Raw genomic sequence first — 23,861 nt, forward strand, 5'->3', positions numbered from 1 at the left:
CAGGCTTAAGGTGAGGAGCGAACTACTTACCCGATTTCTCCGCACGCTGGCGACGCAGCTCTTTCGGGTCGGCAATCAGCGGGCGATAAATTTCGACCCTGTCCCCCTCATTCACCACATCAGCCAGTTTGACCGGACGGCTGTAAATGCCGACTTTATTTTTCGCCAGGTCGATGTCACGACGAAGCTCAAGGATGCCAGAAGCGCGAATAGCCGCCTCAACGGTCGCACCTTCTTCCAGCATCACACGCTGCAGATATTGCTTCTCCGGCAGCGCATACACCACCTCGACAGCTATCTTATGCGACACTGTAAACCTCTTTGGCGCGGGTCGTGAACGCCTGAACCATATTCGAGGCCAGCTCTTTAAAGATGCGGCCAAACGCCAGCTCAATCAGTTTATTGGTAAACTCAAAGTCCAGCTGGAACTCGATGCGACAGGCATCAGCGCTGAGGGGGGTAAACTTCCAGCCACCCATCAGGGTTTTAAACGGACCATCTACCAGATGCATCAAAATACTCTGATTGCTCGTCAGCGTATTGCGGGTGGTGAACGTCTTGCTGATCCCCGCTTTGGAGACATCGACCGCCGCCGTCATCTGCGTCGGGCCAGACTCCAGCACTCGGCTCCCGGTACATCCCGGAATAAACTCTGGATAAGACTGAACGTCGTTCACTAACTGATACATTTGTTCCGCGCTGTATGGAACAAGCGCAGTACGGCTAATCTGAGGCATAGCATTTCCCATGGTCACACAACCGACAAATAATAACATTTATCACCTGTTAAAAAAACGCTAAGCCTCATCTCGTGCTAATATAGCGCGTTAGACCTCACAGGACGCAATGAGGTGACTTTTTGAAATCAGATTACCGATGGCTTTACGATACTTATGACGAAGAAAAAAGCACATAAACCAGGCTCGGCGACCATTGCGCTCAACAAGCGTGCTCGCCACGAGTATTTTATTGAAGAAGAATTCGAAGCTGGCCTTGCATTGCAGGGCTGGGAAGTAAAATCGCTGCGCGCCGGGAAAGCCAATATCGGTGATAGCTACGTGATCCTGAAAGATGGCGAAGCCTTCCTGTTCGGTGCCAACTTCACGCCGCTGACCGTCGCCTCGTCACACTACGTGTGTGACCCAACGCGTACCCGTAAGCTGCTGTTGAACAAGCGTGAACTGGAGTCCCTTTATGGGCGCATTAACCGTGAAGGCTTCACCGTGGTTGCCCTGTCGCTGTACTGGAAAAATGCCTGGTGCAAAGTGAAAGTTGGCGTCGCGAAGGGTAAAAAACAGCACGACAAACGTACCGATCTGAAAGAGCGCGAATGGCAGCTCGACAAAGCACGTATTATGAAAAACGCAGGACGTTGATTCTGCGCACTTATTGTACTATTCAATAAGTTAGCGTTCCGGGCTGGTATCCAGGATGTAAAATCTGGTATACTCAGTTCAACACTATTGGGGCTGATTCTGGATTCGACGGGATTTGCGAAACCCAAGGTGCATGCCGAGGGGCGGTTTGCCTCGTAAAAAGCCGCAAAAAAATAGTCGCAAACGACGAAAACTACGCTTTAGCAGCTTAATAACCTGCTCTGAGCCCTCTCTCCCTAGCTTCCGCTCTTAAGACGGGGATTCAAGAGAGGTCAAACCCAAAAGAGATCGCGTGGAAGCCCTGCCTGGGGTTGAAGCGTTAAAACTAATCAGGCTAGTACGTTAGTGGCGTGTTTGTTCGCAGCTGGCGTGCGAATGTAAAGACAAACTAAGCATGTAGTACCGAGGATGTAGAAATTTCGGACGCGGGTTCAACTCCCGCCAGCTCCACCAAAATTCTCCATCGGTGATTACCAGAGTCATCCGATGAAGTCCTAAGAGCCCGCACGGCGCAAGCCCTGCGGGCTTTTTTGTGTCTGTAATTGTCCGAGACGAGTCGCCTGAATAAAGTAAAAATTGGTACACGTTTAGGTACACACTATACTGTGGTCCATTAATCGTGTACCAATTATGGAAGGATCCAGACATGGCGCGCATCCCCCCTCACTAACAACGAAATCTTCAAAGCGAAACCCCACGAGAAAAAGGCTTTACTCTGCACGATGGTGACGGCCTGTCTTACTCGTTAAAACCTCTGGTAAAAAACTTTGGCGTTTTTGCTACCAGCGACCAAACACTGCCAACCGTACAAATCTGAGCCTTGGCGCGTACCCTTCCCTTACGCTCACAGCAGCTCGCCAGATATGCGACTAACATATAGCCATACTTGGGTAAGGGATGGATCCACAACAAAAACAAGAGCAAGCGTCAGATTGAGCTGAATAGCATTTTCTCAACTGTGGCCGCCAACTGTTTCAAAATGAAGAGCAAAAGCGTTACAGATGACTACGCGAAAGATGTTTGGCGTTCTTAAGATAAGCACATGTTCCCTGCAATAGGCACAGTACCTGTTAAGGAGATTAAGGCTAGACCGATAGTTGAAGCAGTGGAGACAATCAAAGCGCGAGGTGCACTAGAGACGGTTCGCCGCCTAATACAACGTATTAATGAAATCATGATCTACACTGTCAACACTGCCTTGAGTGATGCAAACCCGTCATCAGCGGTCGGTATGGCATTTGAGAAACCTAAAAAATAGAACATGCCGACGCTTCGGCCAGAAGAATTACCGAAGCTGAGGCATTTTCTGCTATGTCTGATCTTTCTGTTACGACTCGCTGTCTTATTGTGTTGCAACTCCTGACCCTTGTAGGTCCCTCTGAGGCTTCCGCTGCTCGGTGGGCAGAGATCGACCTTGACGCAAAGCTCTGGACAATCCCGGCTGAGCGAACGAATGCAAGAATAAACATATAGTTTCTCTATCACCGCAGGCGTTAGGAATTCTTGAAGTGATGAAACCGGTAAGTGCGCGTCGTGAGCATATTTTCCCTAGTAGAAATGATCCAAAGCAATCAATGAATAGCCAAACAGCAAATGCCGCTTTAAAGCGAATTGGATATGGTGGTAAGTTAGTTGCTCTTGGACTTCGTTCTAGAGATAGCACAGTGATGAATGAAGCGGGTTTGAATCCCGATGTCATTGAATCAGCCTTAACACAGGCAGACAAGAATGAAACCAGAAGAGCATAGAATCGTTCTACTTACTTTGAACAACGAGTAGAACTGATGAGGTTGTGGGGGACTAAATCTCCACCTTCTAGTAATCAATCTAATGGAATAAAAATGAGTGCTTCTGTTCATAATCCCGATACATACATGTTTGATTTTCGACAACTAGTAACAAATGGAAGAAAAAAAATAGGTATTCTTATCGGAGCAGGAGCACCGGTAAGTATTAACATTGGAAAAGATGAAAAGTATGAACCTTTAATACCTAACATTGAAGGCTTAACAAAGCATGTAAAGGATTCTCTTACAAAAGAATTATTAGATATATTTGAAATCCTTGAGGGATCTAGTGGCAAAAATAACCTAGAAAAAATATTATCCGATGTAAGGACTCTTGCTGATATCATCGGGCAACATAGTGTTCATGGAGGCAATGCTGAAACATATAAAAAATTAGAGTTAGATATTTGTTCGAAAATTAAAGATGTAGTCAGCAAACCTCTCCCTGATAGCCAAAACCCTTATAGTGAATTGATATCTTGGATAAACGGAATTAATAGAAGTTATGGTGTTGAGATATTTACCACTAATTATGATTTACTTTGTGAAGATGCTTTAGAACGTTCTCAAACACCTTTCTTTGATGGATTCACTGGTTCCAGATTCTCCTTTTTTGATCCCGCTAGTATTTCAACAAATGACCTGCCACCGAGATGGGTAAGGCTGTGGAAATTACACGGTTCGATAGGTTGGACAATGCGGCCTAATGGGCAAGTTACTAGGGTTCCGGAATGTGAAGTTTCTAATATGGTGTACCCTTCGCATATAAAGTATTCTCAAACTCAAGCGGCTCCATTTTCAGCCCTGTTTGAAAGACTTAAAAACTTCATTATGGAACCAGACACTTTATTAATTACAACAGGATTTTCATTTGCAGATGCTCATATATCATCAAAAATAAGTGAGTGTCTTTCAGCAAACCCTACTAGCGCGGTTATAGCTTTCCAATATAAAAATATTGAAGAAGAATTTTATGCTATAGACTTAGCAAAGCGAACGCCAAATCTTAGTGTCTATTGTAGGGATGGCGCAGTAATCAATACAATAAGTGCCCCCTGGAAAACAGGTGAACTGCCTAGTAAAAACTGGAGTTATATTAGAAAAGAATATTTGAATGATAACCAAGAGTTTATATTAGGAGATTTTAAAGGACTTGCAAGATTCCTAGCAATTGCCGGAGGAGAAGTTTCTTCTTCACCAATATTTTTTGAAAGCAAGTCTGAGGATAAAAATGATGAATAAAATGGCTATGACATCCACGTCAATTGGCATCATAATCTCAATCTCTAGTTCATCAGTCACGATTAGACTTTCAAGAAAAGTAAATTCTGGGTTATTAGTACTTGAGGGAAGGACACATAAAGTCGGCCAGGTTGGGAGTTTTGTTAGAATTCCTCAAGGTTATAATGACTTATACGGCGTGGTTGGGTCCAGTAATGAAAATGCAATTATCGATAATGATGAAATGGTATCTTCCGATAGCAGAACTATTGTTGTCGAGTTAATAGGGGAAAGTTCGTGTGGTTTTTTTGATAGAGGCATTAGTCAGTATCCGTCGGTCGGCGATGATGTTCACATGGTTTTGGATTCAGATTTAAAGATAGTTTATGGGTCAAAAAGTGATAATTTGGTGACAGTTGGAAAATTAGCCAGTTCAGAAAGTATAGATGTTAATTTAGATATAGATAAACTTGTTACAAGACACTCAGCTGTAGTTGGCTCAACAGGTTCTGGAAAATCAACCAGTGTATCTGGTCTATTGCGCTCAATTTGCAAGTTAGAAGATATAGAAAATAACTCGGCAAGAATTCTACTTGTTGATATGCATGGAGAATATTCCTCAGCATTAAAAGATATATCAAAAGTATTTTCTGTCGACCCAATAGGTGAAGAATGTAAGTTAAACATTCCCTTTTGGGCGCTCCCAACAGAGAAACTCATTGATTTCTTGTGCGGCAATATAAATGAAGCAAGTAAAAACTCAATGATTGAATTCATCACTGAGAACAAAAAAGAATCAATTGAAGTCAATAATATAAAATACATTAAAGAAAGCAAGGTTACTTCTTTTACTCCACTGCCTTATAATCTAAAAAATTTATGGTTTAAATTTATCTTCGAAGATACTGTAACTTATCAGGAAAAAGATTTTATTCGTCCTGCTTATAAAGATAACATTCAAGGTGACGCATCCACTCTTGAACCACCAAAGTTTATCCCGCCAGGAACGGCAAGCAACCCTCCCTTTAAGAAAGGCAGTCATGTTCTAACTAAGCAATTAAATCTAATGAAAGCCAGATTGCTTGACAGTCAATATTCCTTTTTCCTTTCACCCGAAGGATATACTCCTGACGAAAATGGAAATATTACTAATGATCTAGATCATCTTCTAAGTGAGTGGTTAAACCATGATAAACCGATATCAATTTTAGATTTATCCGGGATGCCTTCGAGTCAATTAGACATGCTTTTAGGATCTATAATGAGTATTGTATTTGAAGCGTCTATTTGGGGACGTAATTTAGATGCTGGATTGAAGCATAACCCAGTCCTTTTCGTCCTAGAGGAAGCTCATAGATACCTTTCTAACAATGATAATGGTCTTACAAAAAATGTTGTGCAACGTGTCGCTAAAGAAGGAAGGAAGTTTGGAGTTGGCCTAATGATTATTAGCCAGAGGCCATCCGAAGTTGACGATACTATTTTGTCTCAATGTGGAACATTATTTGCTTTAAGGTTAACTAATGCAAGTGATCGGTCTAAAGTAAAAGCTGCAATGTCTGATGGCCTAAGTTCTCTTATTGACTCATTACCCATATTGAGGACAGGGGAAGCAATAATTATTGGAGAAGCAGCAAAACTGCCTTCACGATGTAAATTTAAGTTACCACCAAATGGGCTTTATCCTGACAGTCAAGACCCTGATGTCAGCAAATCATGGTCAAAACCTAGAGATCTCAAGAAGAATTACACCAAAGTTATCGAAGCATGGCGTTTAAACAAACCAATTAAAGAGGATTAATAAATGGAAAGAACAGCTGTTAATTCATCTAACTTAGCATCGGTTGGATATGACGGACCATCTCAAACACTGGAGATTGAATTTCGTCATGGTGGTGTTTATCAATACTATGATGTACCAGAACATGTTTACAAGGAATTAATAAATGCTGGTTCTATTGGTTCTTATTTTAGCCAAAATATAAGGAATGCTTACCCAACTCAAAAAATATAACCTATTGCTATTTTCGCGCAATGCTCTACCCGCCAAGTCTGCCCGCTTAAGAGGTCGCTAATGCATATGCATTAGCGACCTCAGGTCACGCCAGTACAGGAGATTCAGTGTCGGTAAAACGCACGCAAAACCATGCACCTTGTACATGCATGGTTTTTTTTACAGAGAATGGCGGGTTTTCGGGTATTTTTGGACAGATTACTTCACGGCCAGTTCTGTGCGACGTCAGATGTAACTAAGGTTCTGTGTGGGCGTGAATTTTTCAGGATTATCATCGAGTAAGCCGCATCAGACCTGACGCCGATGGCTGCTAAAATGTCTTTATCCTGTGCCGAATAATTATTTATTTCACCGACGGCCAGCCACTCTACCAGCGCCTAACGCAGATAGTCGAGTGAGTGCTTCATGGCGCAGCGCTGAACGGCGGAATGTTGCCCGGAATAATTCTTCCGCTCTAGGCAAGAGCGGCGGCCTGCTCCGCGCCGTGCGCCAGCATAAAATCATTCAGGCGGTTACGGATGCTGATGCGCTGCACCTCCTTATACGAGCGAATATAGCGACCGACAGCATGATCAATTTCCCACTTTTTCACGTTGTTAATTTCGCTCAGCGTTTGCTGACTCCGGCCCCCGTGGCCACTGCTGGCAAGCTGTTCGCGGTATGCCTTTTCGGCCTGCGTCAGTTCATCCCTGCCTTGCAGCCAAGCGGCGCAATTGCGGGATTGATGTGTGGGCCAGATGCACCTGTTTGTGTACTTATTGGTGGTTTTGTCAGCGGTGCTCTTGCAGTATGGGAGATGGGTAGTGTGTGGAATTGATTATGCAACAGGTTAATTCAATATCTCTGGTAAAGGGTCAGGAAGCGACAGATTTATCCCAGGCGCAGCCTAACGTAGTGATCAATGGCAATAGCACAGACATTATTGCACCAGGGCAAATACTGGTAGCAGCTGTTCAGGTTAATGATCATCGCTATATCTTTTTTTAACGGATGACATTATTTTCGAGGAGTCACTGACAATTGCTCTTATCGATGTTAAGGATGGCGTTAAAGAAATCGTCCGTTTGGGTAATGAGTATTCTACGGGAAGTTTTGAGGTATTATCCGTTACAGTAGATAGTAACAATTTCAGATTCATTGGTAATTTTCTCTGGACAGTCAATACCGTCGACTCCCCGTGCTTAAGGCTTCCTTTTAGTTCAGACCCCAAGGGGGTAAAACGAGAGGCTTGCCTAAAAATACATAATGATTTCAGCCACTCCCGCGCCAGAGAAAGTTCGTTGATGCGACTTTCTGCAAAGCGCAACGTCTGTACGTTAACATTGTAAAGGCACCGACAAGACCTCTTATTATGTAGCTCGTAAAGCTACATTCTCCTGGAGGTGCCAGTGTCTATTCACACGCTCAATTTATCCAGGCATAAGTCTGGAAAAACTCAGTAAATCAACATCCTTAACAGAATCTATAGTTCCGGAATTACACCACCCGCGTATACTGCATTCACGCCACCGAAAAACACCTCAACGCAAAAGGATTCGCACCCATGACAGCGTCCTCAAACCGCATCGCAAGCCAGGCTATCGTGGCTCTCACGTTATTGCTCAGCGGTTGCGTTTACCATGATTATCCCTCCCCTCGTATTGAGGGCACATTGAATAACGCAGGAAAACCGCTGCCCCGGGTAACCGTTTCGTTAGTGGAATTCGACCGACACATTGCCACGACACAAACGGATAATAACGGGTATTTTTCTTTCGTACCGCAGGGAGACTGGCATATTTTTATACCCATCGGACCGCAAGATCGCCTGAGTAGCTGGACACTGACAACAATCGACCCTCAGGGACAAAAACGCGATATTTACACCTCCCAACGCTTTGGCGGGCCTTTTTCAGGCTATTCCAGGAACGACAGCGTGAAACTGTTCTGCGAACTCTCCCCAACAAGCGGGGAGAGTCAAAATATATTTTGCGAAGCTCAGTGAGTTAATTAACTTTACTCATGGCCAAAAGCCACCAGTAATAGGGATATGCATGCCCCTGGTACACGGCATTGAACCTGAAAATAATTAATTCCTCTGCGTAACTAAATACGCTTCACGGTATAACGCCAAAATAACATTACAGTTTTTTCCTAAAGCCACGCCGCTTCGTCTGTGCCATGCTGAATCACGCTCATAACCGATAACGTTAAATGAGGATATTATGAAAAAAACAATTATCGCATTATCTGCCGTTCTGCTGGCTTCCCCAGTATTTGCTGCGACCACACATGCAACTGACGATACCGTCGCTGCGGCGAAGGCAAACGCCAACGACGCGAAGCAAAAACTGCACGAAGAGCAGAATAAAGGCGAAGAGCTGAAGCTGAAACAGAAGCATGCTGCAGAGGGTAAAACCGAAAACTTAGGCAGCAAGGTCAGCGAAGATTCCCAGAAAGCCTGGCATAAAACCAAAGAAGGTACCGAGAAAGGGTGGGATGCCACCAAAGAAGGTGCTGAGAAAGGCTGGAATAAAACCAAAGAAGGTGCCAGCGAGCTGGAAAAGAAAATCACTGAGTAATCCCTTCGAAAGGCCGCAGACGCGGCCTTTTTTATTCCCTCCTGCCCTGCTCCCTGCAGACTAAACTTGACTCAGGGGGACTCCATCATGAACAGCGAACACACCGCACCTGAAACCCAGGGCGTTACCGTTGAATTACTCTCCGTCGTCGATCTGGGTCCGGAAATAGCGGGCATGGCCGGGCGCCAGCTTCGCATGCGCAAAGTCACTCTCGCTCCCGGCGCGGTCTTTGGTCCGGTGCATAATCATATCGACAGACCGGGCACCGTGTTTATCCTTGAAGGTACCATCACCGATCATCGTAACGGTATTGCGACTGATTACGGTCCCGGTGTCGGCTGGCCGGAAGATCACAACACGGTTCACTGGCTGGAAAACCGGGGTCCGGTAACCGCCGTCGAGATCTCGGTGGATATTATTAAGACGTCCTGACGCCTAAAAGCCGAATAGATCCCCGGGGTTGCGCGTTAACGCCTTGCCACCCCTAAAGAGATCCTGAGATGCTGCGACGCCTGGTTATTCTGTTCGTGTTGCTCTGTCCGCTGGCGCAGGCCGCCCCGCAGAGCTATACCATTGATACTGAAAACACCGCCATACGGTTATCCTGGCACGCCTTCGGGGGGATCCTCTCCTGGGCCAGATTCAGTGGCGTCACGGGTTCCGTAACGCTTAACCCGGATAAGGATATCGATGACCATATCCATGTCACCCTTCCCGTGGCCACCCTGGTTGCCTCAAACAGCCTGCTCACCTGGCAAATGAAAAGCGACATGTTTTTTGAATCTGAACGTTATCCTGTTATCGAATTTATCAGCTCACGCGTGGTCGCTCAGGGTTCAGGAACGTTCAGGGTGTTCGGAACATTGACCGTACGCGACATTGCCCGCCCGGTCATTCTGGACGCCGTCGTGAAAGATTCGCACGCGCCGGTCCTCACGCTGGATGCGACGACGACCATTTCGCGCGCGGCCTACGGCATGGATAAATTTGCGCTGGTCGTTGATGACAGGATTGCCATCACCATTGCGATTCAGGCTAACGGCATCCCGTCATCCTGAAATCAGGCTTTGCAGTTGCTCTGCACTGCCCCCCAACTGTGGGAGCGGGTTGCGGCCGATCAGCACAAACTGATATCCCGCTTTCTGCCACCACACCAGGTTCATGTCGTGCCGCTGTTCCTGTTGAGCGGCTGTCGTTGTCTGCTCTGTCGGGGAGATGCACAGCGCCATCGGGCCGTAGTCGGCATTTATCCAGGCTATTTGCGCGATAGAGGTGGTTTCATAGCGCAGCATGCGGACCATTTTAAGCTCTGCTCCATGGAGGATAAGCTGTGACGCCTGAAGTTGCAGGCCGATATCCTGCGCTGCCCGTTCCAGCCCACGCTGCAGAACATGCGGCGCGCTGTCCATATCCAGCAATGTCTCGACGCTGTAAAGCGACATGTATTGCGCTTCGAGGTCACGAATATGGGCGTTTTCATCAGAAGGTGCGAAAGCGGGTCGCAACCCATATCCCACGCCGGAACCGACCACCAGGAAACTGACCGACGCGGCAATGAGTGCGCGCCGGCTTACGCCAACCGGGGTAGCGGGCTTCGGATCGGGCAGTTCCGCCAGCCGGGCCTGCATCTTCTCCAGAGGAGCATCATCCAGCATAGCGGCAAACGCGCCGGGGTAATCCGCATTGCTTTTCATTAACTCGGCGGTCCGCCCGGAGAGGCGCTCGTCACGTCTCAACTCTTCTTCAAATTTTTGCGCGTCGGCATGACACATCTCGCCATCTATCCATGCCACGATAGCCTCATCGTTATAGGGCGCTGTAAAACGGTGCGCGTTCAAGAGCGTTTCTCCTTAACCGGGGGCAAGGCATCGGCAGACGCTGCCAGCGTTGCCCGTGCCGTCGCCAGTCGGCTCATTACGGTACCGATCGGCACCGCCAGGGTGTTCGCGGCTTCCTGATAGGTAAAACCTTCGACATACACCAAAAAAACCGTGTTGCGCTGGGCTTCCGGAAGCATGTTGACACGCTGCATCACCTTCAGGTAATGCAGGTGCGTCTCATCCTGTTCACGGGTATCCGGTGCCAGAAGCTCGTCGCTGGCGACAAACCCCTGCCCCTGACGAACATGGCGTGCCCGAAGCTCAGAGATCCAGATGGAGTGCAATATCGCAAACAGCCACCTGTCGATACGCGTACCGGGCATGTACTGACTGCTTTTTTCAAGCGCGCGGACGCAGGTGGACTGAACCAGCTCTTCGGCGACATCCCTGTTTCGCGACAACACCAGCCCATAACGCCAGAGACGTGAGAGGTGTGCGGCTAACTGTTGGCGAACCTCACGGGTAGCGATGTGTTTTCCCTCCACGAGAAAATCAGGATTCCGGATGTCCGTTAATGGCAGCCTGCAGGTCACGGTACTCTTCACAGGACTGGCCGCAAATACCGGCAATCACTTTCAGTTGCTCTTTGGCCAGATCCGGCCGTCCCTTGACCATCCACGCCTCGCCCAGGTATTCACGGGCTTTGGCATAATCCGGGGCGATAGCCAGCGCACGCTGGTAGTAACCGATACCTTCATCCGTACGACCCAGTTTGCGGGTGGCATACCCGCGATAGTTCCATGCTTCAGCCGTGTTGTTATTTTTTAGCGAATCAAGAAGGTTCAGCGCCGCCTGGTACTCGCCTTTTTTAGCAAGGTGATAGGCATAGTTGGTTTTGTCCTGATCGCTAAGGCTGCTGCTCTTATCGGGCACACATTTCTGAGTTGCACTGTCATACACCTGTCCGGACGGACAGTCGGGTGTTTTACTCTCGGTACTATTATCGCCCATCGCCAGCGCGAGAGGAGACAACAGGGAAAAAATCAGCGCCGGGATCAAACGCACAGAGGTCGTGTTCATAAAAGGCTCCAGGGTGAAATGGGAATGACGTCAGTAAACGCGTGAGCGATGCATTTTATTCATTCCCGGGCCCCTCTTTTTTTCTCAGAATCATGTTGACGTCGTATCCCCATTAAATGTTGACCGGGATATTTTATCTTTACTCCCTGTTAGTTATTATTTTTCTCTCAGTAGCAGAATCCCGGCACCGCACAAGAATATATTTTTAATTAATTACTAACATAATATATGTTATATCAAAAACGTTACCCTAACTTAAACGCACATTAAGCCGGCATAAACAATAGCGTTTAACGCCATCCTAAAAAAAGTCCCCTGCTAAATATTTATTCATGGCAAATGATAAAACACCGCATTTTACAAACAAATAAAAAAACAATAAATACAACATGTTATATTTTTAAAATTATAATAGCCAGCTATGAATTAATGCCCCCTTCAACGCTTCATACAGTGTTTACAGATGCTTAATTTGCACATTCAGACTTTTCTGGCTATATCATTTTTATATCGTCAAAACCAATACCTCTATTAATTACAGGGTTTTATACAACACAAAAATACAAATAAACGACATTCTCTCTCATGAGTAATTAGATTCGCTCTGATGTTGCCACTCTGGATTATGGCGGGCATCGTTCGCTCTAAAAAAATAACGGTGAGTGCTGCGTGAATAACAGCAACTCCGCCGGGGGCGTGCTTTACCTTCCGCAGAGATGGCGCATCTTGCACGCCGTTCACGACAACTCTGCTGGAGTAATACCTAAATGAGCCAAATCTCTGTTATATCGAAACTCACTGGCGTGGAAACTACCACGGAAGGCACACAGGTTACGCTGAGCCATTCCTCTATCGTTGAGCTTCATGTAGAGCGAGCCGATGTCTCCCACTTCGCCCGCAGTGGTAACGATCTGGTGGTCACGCTGCACTCTGGCGAGGTCATTACCCTGAAGAATTTCTACGTCACCGACGCGGAGGGGGTGAGTCAGCTGGTCCTGGAAGAGAGTGACGGTGCGCTGTGGTGGATTGAAGATCCTACCGGGGCTGCTACCTACGAATCTATCGCCTCCACGGACGTATTACTGGCGGCCTCAGGCGGTGATACCGGTGGCGCAGCCATCTGGCCATGGGTACTCGGTGGTCTTGCTGTCGCAGGCGGGATTGCTGTCGCGGCAAGCAGCGGCGGCGGCGGGGGTGGCGACGATGATGATGACAATACGAACCCCGGCACGCCGGGCAATCCTTCCGATCCGGATACCACACCGCCAAATGCGCCTTCCAACCTTCAATTCTCCTCAGATGGTAAAACTGTCACAGGTACTGCCGAACCCGGCAGTACGATTACGCTGAAAGACGCGGACGGCAATCTGGTCGGCACGGGTAAAACCGGTAGCGACGGCAAATTCACCATTGTTCTGGGCACGCCGCTGACGAATGGCGAGCAACTTACCGCCACAGCAACCGACTCATCAGGCAATACCAGCCAGGCCGGGCATGTTACAGCACCGGATACCACCGCACCCGATGCGCCCGATATCGTAATTGTGAATGACGACGTTGGCGGAGAAACCGGACCGCTGACTAACGGTCAGCGTACCGATGATGCCCGCCCCACCTTCAGCGGCATCGGCGAAGCAGGCAGTACCATCACCCTGTACGATAATGGTCAGCCGATTGGCACGGCCAAGGTTGATGCCAGCGGAAACTGGACCTTTACCCCGGGTACAAATCTCGCTAACGGAAGCCATTCCATTACCACCACCGCGACCGACGCGGCAGGTAACACCAGCCCAGCCTCCGGCGCCGTGACCTTTGTGGTGGATACCGTCGCCCCCACAGCGCCAGCCATCACGCTCGTGTCAGACGATACCAATCCGGTCACCGGCTCGGTCAGTAACGGTGGTAGCACCAACGATCAGCGACCACAGCTTACCGGCACCGCGGAAGCCGGATCTACGGTCACCATTTATGATGGCGGGATCGCGATTGGCACCGCTGTCGTTGCCAGCAACGGCACCTGGACGTTTACCCCTTCGATCAATCTCAGCGAAAGCACGCATCAGCTCACCGTCCGGGCAACCGACGCCGCCGGTAACACCGGGCCGGCTTCCCCGGTGTTCACCGTTACCGTCGATCTCACCGCACCAACTGCGCCAACCGCCATCGTGCTGAACGATGAAACGGGTGCCATCAAAGGCGCAATTACCTCTGGCCTGTTCACTGATGCCGCTAAACCTGTTCTTGCAGGGAGAGGAGAGCCCGGTGGGACAATTACGATTTTTGATAACGGCGTGCCCATTGCGACCGTTAAAGTTCAGCCCAACGGCACCTGGAGCATCACACCGGACAAACCGCTTTCGGAGGGGGCTCACTCAATAACGGTGCAGGTCACCGACGCTGCCGGGAACCAGAGTGGGTTGTCGCAGCCAATCAACTTCATTGTCGATACCACGCCGCCGGAAACGCCCGACATCACGCTTAATCCGGCAGGCACGCAGATTACCGGCACTGCCGAGCCAAACAGCAGCATTGTCATCACCAGCAGCGACGGCACCATAATTGGGCGGACGACAACGGACGGCAACGGCAACTTCGTTGCCACGTTAACGCCGGCGCAAACTAACGGCCAGCAGATCTCCGTGGTGGCGTCTGATGCTGCTGGTAACCAGAGCACACCTGCGACCGTCACGGCTACGGACACAACCCCTCCTGTCGCCCCCGGAAACCTTCAGGTGGCAGATAACGGCCAGAGCGTCAGCGGCACGGCGGAGCCAGGCAGCACCGTCACCATTAAAGATCCTAACGGCGCGGTCATCGGTGAAACCACCGCCAACAGCGATGGCACCTTTACGGCGGTTATTAGTCCTGCACAGACCAACGGTGAAGTGCTGACGGTCGTGGCAACCGACGGTAGCGGTAACGCCAGCCTGCCCGCTACAGCCGATGCACCAGATACCACGGCGCCACTGGCTCCGGATAACGTTGTTGTCTCAGATGACGGTACCAAAGTGACAGGTACCGCAGAGCCGGGCAGCACCGTGACCATCCGTGAAAATGGCGTCACGGTTGGCGAGGCGAAAGCCAATGACGACGGCAGCTTCACCGTCACGCTGACTCCACCAAAAGCCAACGGTGAAACCCTGACCGCAGATGCCACCGATCCCGCCGGCAATACCGGGCCAACAACCCCTGCCATTGCGCCGGATATTACCGCCGCGCAAACGCCGGTTATCGTTTCAGTGGACGACGATGCCTCTGCCACTACGGGCCCTGTCGCCCAGAACGGGCTCACTAATGACCGGACACCAACCATAAACGGAACGGGCGAACCTGGCACAACCATCACGCTCTCCAGCGGCGGCACGGTCATCGGCACGGTACTCGTTCCGGCATCTGGCGTATGGAGCATCACGCCATCCTCACCGCTTGCTGATGGCGGCCACGTGCTGACGGCAACGGCAGTTGACGCCGCCGGTAACCCAAGCGGGCCATCAAATGCCTGGAGTATCACTGTCGACGGTACTGCACCCGAAGTACCGGTAATTTCGCAAGTGGTGGACGATGTTCAGGGAAGCACAGGTGCGCTCACCGCAGGTGCCATTACGAACGATCCAACCCCGACACTCAACGGCACTGCCGAACCGGGCTCAACGGTCACCATTCGTCTGGACGGTGTTGATATCGGCACCGCGCTGGTCGGTAGCGGCGGCGCGTGGACATTTACGCCAGGCACACCGATTGGTAACGGTGAGCATACCCTGACCGCCGTCACCACCGACGCGGCAGGTAACATCAGCCTGCCGTCAGGCGGCTTCACCTTTACGGTCGATATCACCCCGCCACCGGCGGCGACCATCACAACCGTCACCGACGACGTCGGTGACGTTCAGGGCCCGCTCACCAGCGGCGACACCACGGATGACACGCAACCGTTGCTGCAGGGCAGCGCGCCAGCGGGTACGGTTATTACGCTTTATGATGGCAATACCCTGCTCGGTACCGCCACACTCGACGGTACCGGCGGCTGGAGCTTCACCCCTACCACCCCGCTCACCAACGGCTCGCACTCTCTGACGGTTCATGCGACCGATACCGCCGGGAATACGACCGTCTCCAGCCCGTTTGTGCTGGTGGTCGATACCGTGGCACCCGCCACGCCGGAGACGCCAGAAATCACCGTGAACCCTGACGGCGGCACAACAGAAACCCCGCTGAACCCGGGAGAGACCACCCGCGATACCACGCCGACGCTGAGCGGCACCGGCAATCCGGGCGATACCGTGACTATCTACAACGGCACCGACAAAATTGGTGACGCCGAGGTGGACAGCAACGGTAACTGGACATGGACACCGGATACCCCACTGGCCAACGGTACCTACGACATCACCCTGACCGTCACCAACAAGGACGGCGCGGGCAACGAAAGCGCCCCGTCCCAGCCGGTGACCATCACCATTGACACCGACCCGCCAGCTACGCCAGCAGCACCGGTGATTACGGACAGCGTCAGCCAGATAACCGGACCGGTTGCCGACGGGGAAACCACGAACGATCCGCGTCCGGTCCTGAGCGGCACCGGCACGGCGAACGATGTGGTTATTATTTATGACAGCATTAATGGTCAGCCTGCCACCGAAGTGGGTCGCGTCACCGTAGACAGCAACGGCAACTGGAGCTGGCGCCCTGACGCCAGCATTGATGAGGGAAGCCACGAATTTACCGCCACCGCCACCGACGAAGCCGGTAACGTTTCGGCGGCGTCACCGGGGATCACTATTACCGTTGATACCGTGGCACCTGATACGCCTGTCATTAGCGCCGTTGGCGGTAAGCCAGACGGTGGTGTTACCACGGATACTACCCCCGGTGTGGGCGGTACCGGCCCTGCGGGCGAAACGGTCATCGTTTATAACAATGGCGTTGAACTAGGACGCGTCGAAATCGGCAGCAATGGCGAGTGGTCTCTCGATCTTCCGACCCAGACTGATGGCCCACTCAACATCACCGTTGCGGCAGTCGATGCTGCGGGTAACGTCAGCGGCCTCAGCCCGGTCTTCACCGTCACCGTTGATACCACTGCGCCAGAAATCCCGCTGATTAATACGGTGTCTGACAGCCAGCTCACAAGCAATGTGCTTTATACCCGTGATGGCACGCCGACCCTCACGGGCACCGGCGAACCGGGTACCACCGTTATCGTCTCTGTGGACGGTACAGCATCCACGGTGCCGGTAACGGTACAGCCGGACGGCAACTGGAGCTGGACCGCCGACAGCACGCTGGCGGAAGGCCCGCATACCTTCACCGTCTCCGCGGTCGATCCGGCCGGCAATACGTCCGGTAGCTCTGCACCGCTTAGCGTTAACGTCGATACTCTGGATCCGGCTGCTCCCGCGGTTACTGGCATAGCCGCTCAAGGTACTCCATTGACCGGCACCGCCGAAGCGGGAGCTACCATCACTGTAACCGATAACAATGGTAATGTTCTCGGTACAGGCGTAGCCACCGGTGGCACCTTCTCCATCGCGCTCAGCCCAGCCCAAACGGATGGCGCTGTGCTGACGGTGACCGCGACCGATGCCGCGGGCAACCTCAGTCCTGAGGCATCCTACACCGTCACCGGTACGCTGCCGAATCTTCCGGATGTGCCCATCATTACGGCGATTAACGATGATGAAACGCCTGTCACCGGCGACGTGAAAGACAAAACCACCAACGACATCACCCCGACACTCGTGGGTACGGCCGAAGCGGGCAGCATTATCACCATCTACCAGGACGGTATCGCGGTTCCGCTGATCAACGTGATTGCTGATGCGGACGGTAACTGGAGCTATACCCCACTGATTGCGCTGGGTGAAGGGCTGCACACCTTTGAAGTAACCGCGACGGTCGGGCTCTCGACCAGCGGCCGCTCGCCGGTTGCAACCGTCACCGTTGACCTCACCGCACCGGACACGCCGACCATTGGCTCAGTGATTGATGATATCGGCCCTGGCACTGGTCAACTCACCAACGGGCAGACCACCAACGATAACCAGCCTACCCTTACCGGCTCCGGCACGGTGGGCGATACCATCTCCGTTTACAGCAACGGAACCCTGCTGGGCACCGCACTGGTCGGCAATACGGGGACCTGGGTCTTCACACCGCCTGCGCTGGCGGAGGGCAATAACGTTCTGACCATCCGCGAGACCGATCCCGCGGGCAATGAAAGTGGTCTGTCGACAGGCTTCACCATCGTCGTTGATACGGTTTCCACCACGCCAGCGATCACCAACGTAACGGATAATGTGGGCAATGCTGCCACCACGATTGTGAGCGGCGATCCGACTAATGACGCCACGCCAACTCTTTCGGGGACGGCGGAAGCGAACAGCGTGGTGAAAATTTTCGACGGCGGTACCCAGATTGCCGTGGTCACGGCTGACGGCACCGGTGCCTGGACGTTCACCCCTGACACCGCGCTCGGCGAAGGACCTCACGCCTTCACCGTTACCGCCACCGACCCACAGGGCAACGTCAGCCAGGTGTCTAACGGCTGGAACGTCGTGGTTGACCTGACGGCGCCAACGGTTCCAACGCTGGATACGGTTAACGACAATGCCCCTGGCGGCGTGACCGGCAACCTCACCAGCGGGCAAGTCACCAACGACACCACCCCGACGATCGGCGGCACCGGACAACCGGGTAGTACAATCCACATCATGAATAACGGTACGCAAATTGGCCTTGCGACCGTCGACGGAAGTGGTAACTGGACCTTTACCCCGAGCACGCCGCTGGGCGACGGCAACTATCTCCTTCGCGCCTACGCTACCGATGCGACAGGCAATGCGTCAGCAAACTCGTCGGTCTTTGCCTTTACCGTGGATGCAGCAGGCCCTGCTGCGCCACTGGTCAGCAGTGTGATTGACGACGTCGGCCCGGTCACCGGTACGCTCACTACCGGCAACAGCACCAACGACGCGCGTCCGACCTTCAACGGTACGGGCGAAGTGGGTGCCACTGTGCATATCATTGTGGATGGCAACGAGATTGGCACCGCGGTGGTTAATGCCCAGGGGAACTGGACCTACACGCCTGACACCGCCCTGAGTGACGGGCCTCATGCCATCACCTTCAATGCCACCGATGCGGCTGGCAACACCGGCAGCACGACGGCACCGTTTAACCTGACAGTGGATACGGCACCACCGGCGGCACCGGCCATCACGACCGCGGGAGACAACGCAGGCAGCGTACAGACGCCGCTGACTTCCGGGCAAAGTACCGACGACACCACGCCAACGTTGACGGGCACCGCGGCAGCCAACGCCACGGTGACCATCTATGAGAACGGACAGCCGGTCGGCACCGCGCTGGCGGATGGCACCGGAGCATGGAGCTTTACGCCGTCATCAGCGCTGAGCAATGGCAGCCATACCTGGACCGCGACCGCGACCGACGCGGCGGGGAACGTCAGCCCGGCTTCGCCTGGCTTTACGCTGGTTGTTGATACCAGCGCACCCAATGCGCCGGTTATCAGCCAGGCCGTTGACGATGCGGGCAGCATCACCGGCCCGCTCAGTTCAGGGCAGACGACCGACGACACCGTGCCGCGGCTTGTCGGGACCAGTGAGCCGTTTGCGACTGTGAATATCTACGAAGGCACAACGCTTGTCGGAACGGGCACCGCGGATGCCAGTGGCAACTGGAGTATCTTGCTCACGACCACCTTAGCCACGGGCGCGCACAGCTTCACCGCGCAGGCCACGGATGCAGCGGGTAATACCAGCGTTTCGTCAGCGGCCTTTAGCCTGACTATCGACACGACGCCGCCAGCCCTGCCGGTGCTGAGCAGCATTGTGGATGATGTGGGCAATGCGGCTACGCCGGTTGCCAATGGCGGATTGACTAACGACGCGCAGCCTACCCTCACGGGTACGGCGGAAGCGGGCGCCACGGTGAAAATTTTCGATAACGGCGTCCAGATTGGTAGCGCGGTCGCGACCGGCGGGGCATGGAGCTTTACCCCTTCTCCGGCGCTGAGCAACGGGTCACACAGCCTGACCTTTACCGCCACCGATGCCGCGGGCAATACCAGCGCCCCGACCACCGCCTATGTGATCAACGTGGATGCCGCCGCGCCAGCTGCGCCGGTCATCAGTGCGGTTGTCGATGATGTCGGCAGCATCACCGGACCGGTAACCGGCAATAACCCGACTAATGACGCGCGTCCAACGCTGAACGGGACCGCCGAAGCCAACGCGACGGTGCGCATCTATGACGGCACGACGCTTGTCGGCACGGTCACCGCCGATGCGAACGGCAACTGGACGCTACCGCAAACCACCACCACACTGACGGAAGGCACGCATAACTTCACCGCCACCGCCACCGATACCGCGGGCAACACCAGTACGCCATCGGCCACCACCACCATTACCGTGGATCTGACTGCACCGAACGTGCCGGCAAGCCTTGCCGTGATCACCAACGGTACGCACGTCACCGGGACCGCCGAAGCGGGTAGCACCGTTACCATCACCACCAGTACCGGAACAGTGCTCGGTACCGCGACGGCTGACGGCAGCGGAAACTTTAACGCGACAATCACGCCGGCCCAAACCAACGGTGAATCACTGCTGGTCTATGCCACCGATAAGGCGGGTAACGCAGGTGTCAGCACATCGGTGATTGCCCCTGCGACGCCGGTGCCGAACGCACCGCTTATCACCACCATCAACGATAACGTCGGCACCGTCACCGGTAACCTGACCAACGGTAAAACCACTGACGACACCACGCCAACCCTGAGTGGTACGGCCCTGCCAGGCACCACCGTCACGCTGTATAACAACGGCGTGTCGATGGGAACGGCAGTGGCAGATAGTTCAGGCAACTGGACCTTCACCACCCCGGCGTTAAGCGAAGGCTCTCACGCCTTTACCGCCACGGCGACGAACAGTTCGGGCACCAGCCCGGTCTCTTCCGCCACCAGCGTGATTGTCGATCTGACGGCGCCAACGGCCCCAACCGGAACCTTTAACGCTGACGGTAGCGTATTGACCGGTAACGCGGAGGCAGGCAGCACCGTCTCTATCCGTCTTGGCGATGGCAGCACGGTGACCACAATCGCGGGCAGCAACGGCACCTACAGCTATACCTTCCTCAATAAACAGACGGAAGGTCAGACGCTGCAGATCACCGCCACCGATGCCGCAGGTAATACGTCGCAGCCAGGCTCAGCCCTCGCACCGGTCGTCCCGCTCTCCGCCAGCAATAACGTCGAAGAGCTGGATATCAGCACCACGGCCACCGTCACTAACAGCCAGTACAGTGATTATGGCTTCCTGCTGGTGGGTGCCGTAGGCAACGTTCTCACGTTGTTGGGTAATGATACTGCCCAGGTGGACTTCACGGTGGGCAGCGGCGGCAATGCGGATATTGTGGTGAACGCCAATGCCACGGGTGCGGTGCTTTCCCTGCTCAATACCCTTGAGCTGGTGGTACAGCGCTGGGACAGCGTCAACGGTACCTGGACTACCGTCGTGGATACCGGACAACCCCAGTTTGCCGATCTGCTGACCCTCGGGGCTACCGGCGTATCGCTGAACCTGACCGGGCTGGCGAACGGCGACTACCGGGTGCTGAGCTATAACACTAACCTGCTGGCGACCGGCTCCTACACCAGCCTCGATGTGGCGGTGAAAGAGACCAGCGCCGGTACCGTGACGGGCGACACCAGCCTGAACGGTAACGTAATTCTCGACGCCGACCCGACCGCGGGCAGCGACAACGCCCCGGCAGGCACTACTGTCTCTGCTGTCACCAACGCACTGGGTGTCACCACCAGCGTGAACGCCGACGGCACGGTTGTTCAGGGCCAGTACGGTACGCTGACCATTAACCGCGATGGCAGCTACACCTACAACCTGACCGACACCAGCGCCTCGGTCGTGGGCCGGACAGAGAGCTTCACCTACACCATTACCCATAACGGCGTCAGCGCGTCGGCGAACCTGGTTCTGTCGCTGGGTGCCGGTACTACCGCTAACGGTATTGTGGCGGTAGATGACACGGCCTCGCTGACCTTTGACACCTCGGTCCATGAAATCAATAACGGCACCTCGTCGCAGGGCGGCTTTACCGTGGTGGGGATCAATCTCGGCAACACGCTGGGGCTGAACCTGCTGGACGATCTGAGCAATCCGATCATCTACAACGTGGAGGAAGGTACCACCCGCACCATGACCATTCAGGCTTCCGTGGGCGGTGTGGCGCTGGCGTCGGTATTCGACCTGTATGTCTACAAGTTCAATAACGCGACGCAGACCTTCGAGCAGATGCGCGTCGAACCGGGCTGGCTGCGTGCGCCGTTGCTGGGCGGTACCTCGTCTCAGCTGACGCTGAACCTGCCTGCCGGGGAGTACCTCTTCCTGCTGAATACGGCTGCAGGGATCACCGCCCTGACCGCCTACACGCTGAACGTGCTGGAAGATCATGTCTACAGCGTGTCGAGCGTGGGCGAGACCACCACCGGAGATGTGCTGGATAACGATGTCGCAACCGGCGCGGTGGTATCAGAAGTGAACGGCGTGGCGGTGAACAGCAGCGGCCTGACCGACATTCAGGGGGAATACGGCACGCTGAGCATCAATGCGTCCGGACAGTACACCTACACCCTGAAAACCGGTGTGGGTGCTGACGCGATCAGTACGCCGGATACGTTCGTCTATACCATCACCGGACCAAACGGGGCGAAGGATACGGCATCGCTCAACATCACCCCAACCGCGCGGGCGATGGATGCGGTCAACGATGTCAGTACCGCGATGGACGTCACCTCGGTACATCACACGACGACCTACTCGGATACCACCGTCGGGACGGCCAGCTGGACAACCGCCCTGCTGTCATCAACCCAGGGCAGCGGGAGCGGAACCTTCGTGGTGGATCCGAACACCGCACTGCATAACGTGTCGCTGCACTTTAACGTGGCATCGCTGCTGGCATTGGGCGGCCTGACGGTGAACTGGTCAATCAGTGACGGTTCGAATGTTGTTCGCAGCGGCTCCTTCAGCGGCGGTTCGCTGTTGGGTGGCAATATCGACATCGCGCTCTCCGGGCTGGACCTGAATGCCGGAACCTATACGCTGAGCTATACCGGTAGCGTACCGGGGCTCAGCGTGGGGAACATTACCATTACCCCAAGCGTGAACGGCACCACCTACTCGCTGACCCAGTTCGACTCTACCAGCGGCCACACCGTTGACGGCAACATCTTCGATGGCACCGACTCTGCCGGGGCGATGGATCAGTTGCATTCGGTGGATACCCGCCTCAGCGTGACCGGCTACAACGGCGTGACCACCACGCTGGATCCGTACACCGGCAGCGCAACGGTCAACGTCGTCGGCCATTACGGCACGCTGGCAATTGCTGCGGACGGCCACTACACCTACACCCTCAACACCGGGGTGTCGCTCTCAACCATCACCTCGAAGGAGACCTTCAACTACACCCTGACCGATGCCGACGGGAAAACAGACAGTGCCACGCTGACCATCAATATGGCACCGCAGTTCATCAGTTCGGAACATAACGACGTCATTACCGGCACCGCCTACGGCGACACCCTGATTTACCAGGTGCTGAACGCCACCGCAGGCAACGCGACCGCGGGCAACGTCAGCAGCACTGCTGGCGATCACTGGACCAACTTCTCGCTCACGCAGGGGGACAAAATCGATATCGGCGATCTGCTGGTGGGCTGGAACGGGAGCAGTTCAACGCTCGGTAATTATCTGCATGTTACTAATAGTAATGGCAATACCGTGATCTCCATCGACCGTGATGGTTCAGGGAGCACCTACACTAATACGACGCTCATGACGCTGGATAACGTCCAGACCACCTACGACGAGTTAGTGAACCAGCAACACATCGTTACCTGATAGCACCTGCACAAATGACCCGGGCGCACAGCGCCCGGGCATAAACAATAAAGCAGTACA

General features: G+C 53.3%; 15 protein-coding genes, 1 other RNA gene and 2 pseudogenes. 12 read left to right on the plus strand and 6 right to left on the minus strand.

The window, feature by feature from the left end:
* Positions 1-22: 22 nt before the first annotated feature.
* Both BJ887_RS08450 and BJ887_RS08455 read right to left on the minus strand, forming a co-directional pair.
* Positions 23-310: an RnfH family protein gene (locus BJ887_RS08450; RefSeq protein ID WP_032680464.1), complete on the minus strand. Its 288-nt coding sequence runs from the start codon at positions 308-310 to the stop codon at positions 23-25.
* Positions 300-737, minus strand: a complete 438-nt coding sequence (locus BJ887_RS08455; protein WP_024908332.1) for a type II toxin-antitoxin system RatA family toxin — start codon at positions 735-737, stop codon at positions 300-302. The genes BJ887_RS08450 and BJ887_RS08455 overlap by 11 nt, the downstream gene beginning before the upstream one ends.
* 156 nt (positions 738-893) lie before the next feature.
* On the opposite strand from BJ887_RS08455, the gene smpB reads away from it, so the two are divergent.
* The 6 genes and pseudogenes from smpB (at position 894) to BJ887_RS08485 (ending at position 6,398) form a co-directional block, all read left to right on the plus strand.
* Positions 894-1,376, plus strand: coding sequence for an SsrA-binding protein SmpB (smpB, locus tag BJ887_RS08460; protein ID WP_008502505.1), 483 nt, complete (start codon positions 894-896; stop codon positions 1,374-1,376).
* Positions 1,377-1,465: 89 nt separating this feature from the next.
* Positions 1,466-1,829: a transfer-messenger RNA gene (ssrA, locus tag BJ887_RS08465) on the plus strand.
* A gap of 185 nt (positions 1,830-2,014) precedes the next feature.
* A pseudogene (locus BJ887_RS08470) lies at positions 2,015-3,121 on the plus strand (integrase domain-containing protein); the annotation flags it as partial.
* A gap of 96 nt (positions 3,122-3,217) precedes the next feature.
* Positions 3,218-4,405 (plus strand): SIR2 family protein, encoded by a 1,188-nt coding sequence (locus BJ887_RS08475; RefSeq protein ID WP_121339752.1) that lies wholly within the window; start codon positions 3,218-3,220, stop codon positions 4,403-4,405.
* Positions 4,395-6,185, plus strand: coding sequence for an ATP-binding protein (locus BJ887_RS08480; RefSeq protein WP_229216831.1), 1,791 nt, complete (start codon positions 4,395-4,397; stop codon positions 6,183-6,185). Before BJ887_RS08475 ends, BJ887_RS08480 begins: the two co-directional genes overlap by 11 nt.
* 3 nt (positions 6,186-6,188) lie before the next feature.
* Positions 6,189-6,398, plus strand: coding sequence for a KTSC domain-containing protein (locus BJ887_RS08485; RefSeq protein WP_121339753.1), 210 nt, complete (start codon positions 6,189-6,191; stop codon positions 6,396-6,398).
* A gap of 225 nt (positions 6,399-6,623) precedes the next feature.
* Here BJ887_RS08485 and BJ887_RS08495 read toward each other — a convergent pair.
* A pseudogene (locus tag BJ887_RS08495) lies at positions 6,624-7,137 on the minus strand (phage polarity suppression protein).
* An 80-nt stretch (positions 7,138-7,217) separates the two neighbouring features.
* Between BJ887_RS08495 and BJ887_RS23140 the strand changes: the two are divergent.
* The 5 genes from BJ887_RS23140 (at position 7,218) to BJ887_RS08520 (ending at position 10,017) form a co-directional block, all read left to right on the plus strand.
* Positions 7,218-7,385 carry a hypothetical protein gene (locus BJ887_RS23140; RefSeq protein WP_229216832.1) on the plus strand — a complete coding sequence of 56 codons (168 nt, stop codon included), beginning with the start codon at positions 7,218-7,220 and terminating at the stop codon, positions 7,383-7,385.
* A gap of 556 nt (positions 7,386-7,941) precedes the next feature.
* On the plus strand, positions 7,942-8,382 hold the full coding sequence (locus tag BJ887_RS08505; protein WP_121339754.1) for a carboxypeptidase regulatory-like domain-containing protein: 441 nt from the start codon (positions 7,942-7,944) through the stop codon (positions 8,380-8,382).
* A 220-nt stretch (positions 8,383-8,602) separates the two neighbouring features.
* A complete protein-coding gene (locus tag BJ887_RS08510) occupies positions 8,603-8,959 on the plus strand; it encodes a hypothetical protein (protein WP_121339755.1) in 357 nt (118 codons plus the stop codon).
* Positions 8,960-9,046: 87 nt separating this feature from the next.
* Positions 9,047-9,391 (plus strand): cupin domain-containing protein, encoded by a 345-nt coding sequence (locus tag BJ887_RS08515; protein ID WP_121339756.1) that lies wholly within the window; start codon positions 9,047-9,049, stop codon positions 9,389-9,391.
* Between the two features lie 68 nt (positions 9,392-9,459).
* Positions 9,460-10,017 (plus strand): YceI family protein, encoded by a 558-nt coding sequence (locus BJ887_RS08520; protein ID WP_121339757.1) that lies wholly within the window; start codon positions 9,460-9,462, stop codon positions 10,015-10,017.
* On the opposite strand, the gene BJ887_RS08525 is transcribed toward BJ887_RS08520, so the two are convergent.
* The 3 genes from BJ887_RS08525 to BJ887_RS08535 are packed head-to-tail and all read right to left on the minus strand — an operon-like array spanning position 10,009 to position 11,859.
* Positions 10,009-10,797, minus strand: coding sequence for a hypothetical protein (locus BJ887_RS08525; protein WP_121339758.1), 789 nt, complete (start codon positions 10,795-10,797; stop codon positions 10,009-10,011). The two genes, BJ887_RS08520 and BJ887_RS08525, sit on opposite strands and share 9 nt — an antisense overlap.
* Positions 10,794-11,324, minus strand: coding sequence for a sigma-70 family RNA polymerase sigma factor (locus tag BJ887_RS08530; protein WP_025203419.1), 531 nt, complete (start codon positions 11,322-11,324; stop codon positions 10,794-10,796). The genes BJ887_RS08525 and BJ887_RS08530 overlap by 4 nt, the downstream gene beginning before the upstream one ends.
* A gap of 7 nt (positions 11,325-11,331) precedes the next feature.
* Complete coding sequence (locus BJ887_RS08535) at positions 11,332-11,859, minus strand: tetratricopeptide repeat protein (RefSeq protein WP_025203418.1); 528 nt, start codon at positions 11,857-11,859, stop codon at positions 11,332-11,334.
* Between the two features lie 767 nt (positions 11,860-12,626).
* On the opposite strand from BJ887_RS08535, the gene BJ887_RS08540 reads away from it, so the two are divergent.
* Complete coding sequence (locus BJ887_RS08540; RefSeq protein ID WP_121339759.1) at positions 12,627-23,801, plus strand: BapA/Bap/LapF family large adhesin; 11,175 nt, start codon at positions 12,627-12,629, stop codon at positions 23,799-23,801.
* The last annotated feature ends 60 nt before the right edge of the window (positions 23,802-23,861 follow it).

The organism is Enterobacter sp. WPR_3_1 (assembly GCF_003635055.1).
GTDB lineage: Bacteria > Pseudomonadota > Gammaproteobacteria > Enterobacterales > Enterobacteriaceae > Enterobacter > Enterobacter ludwigii.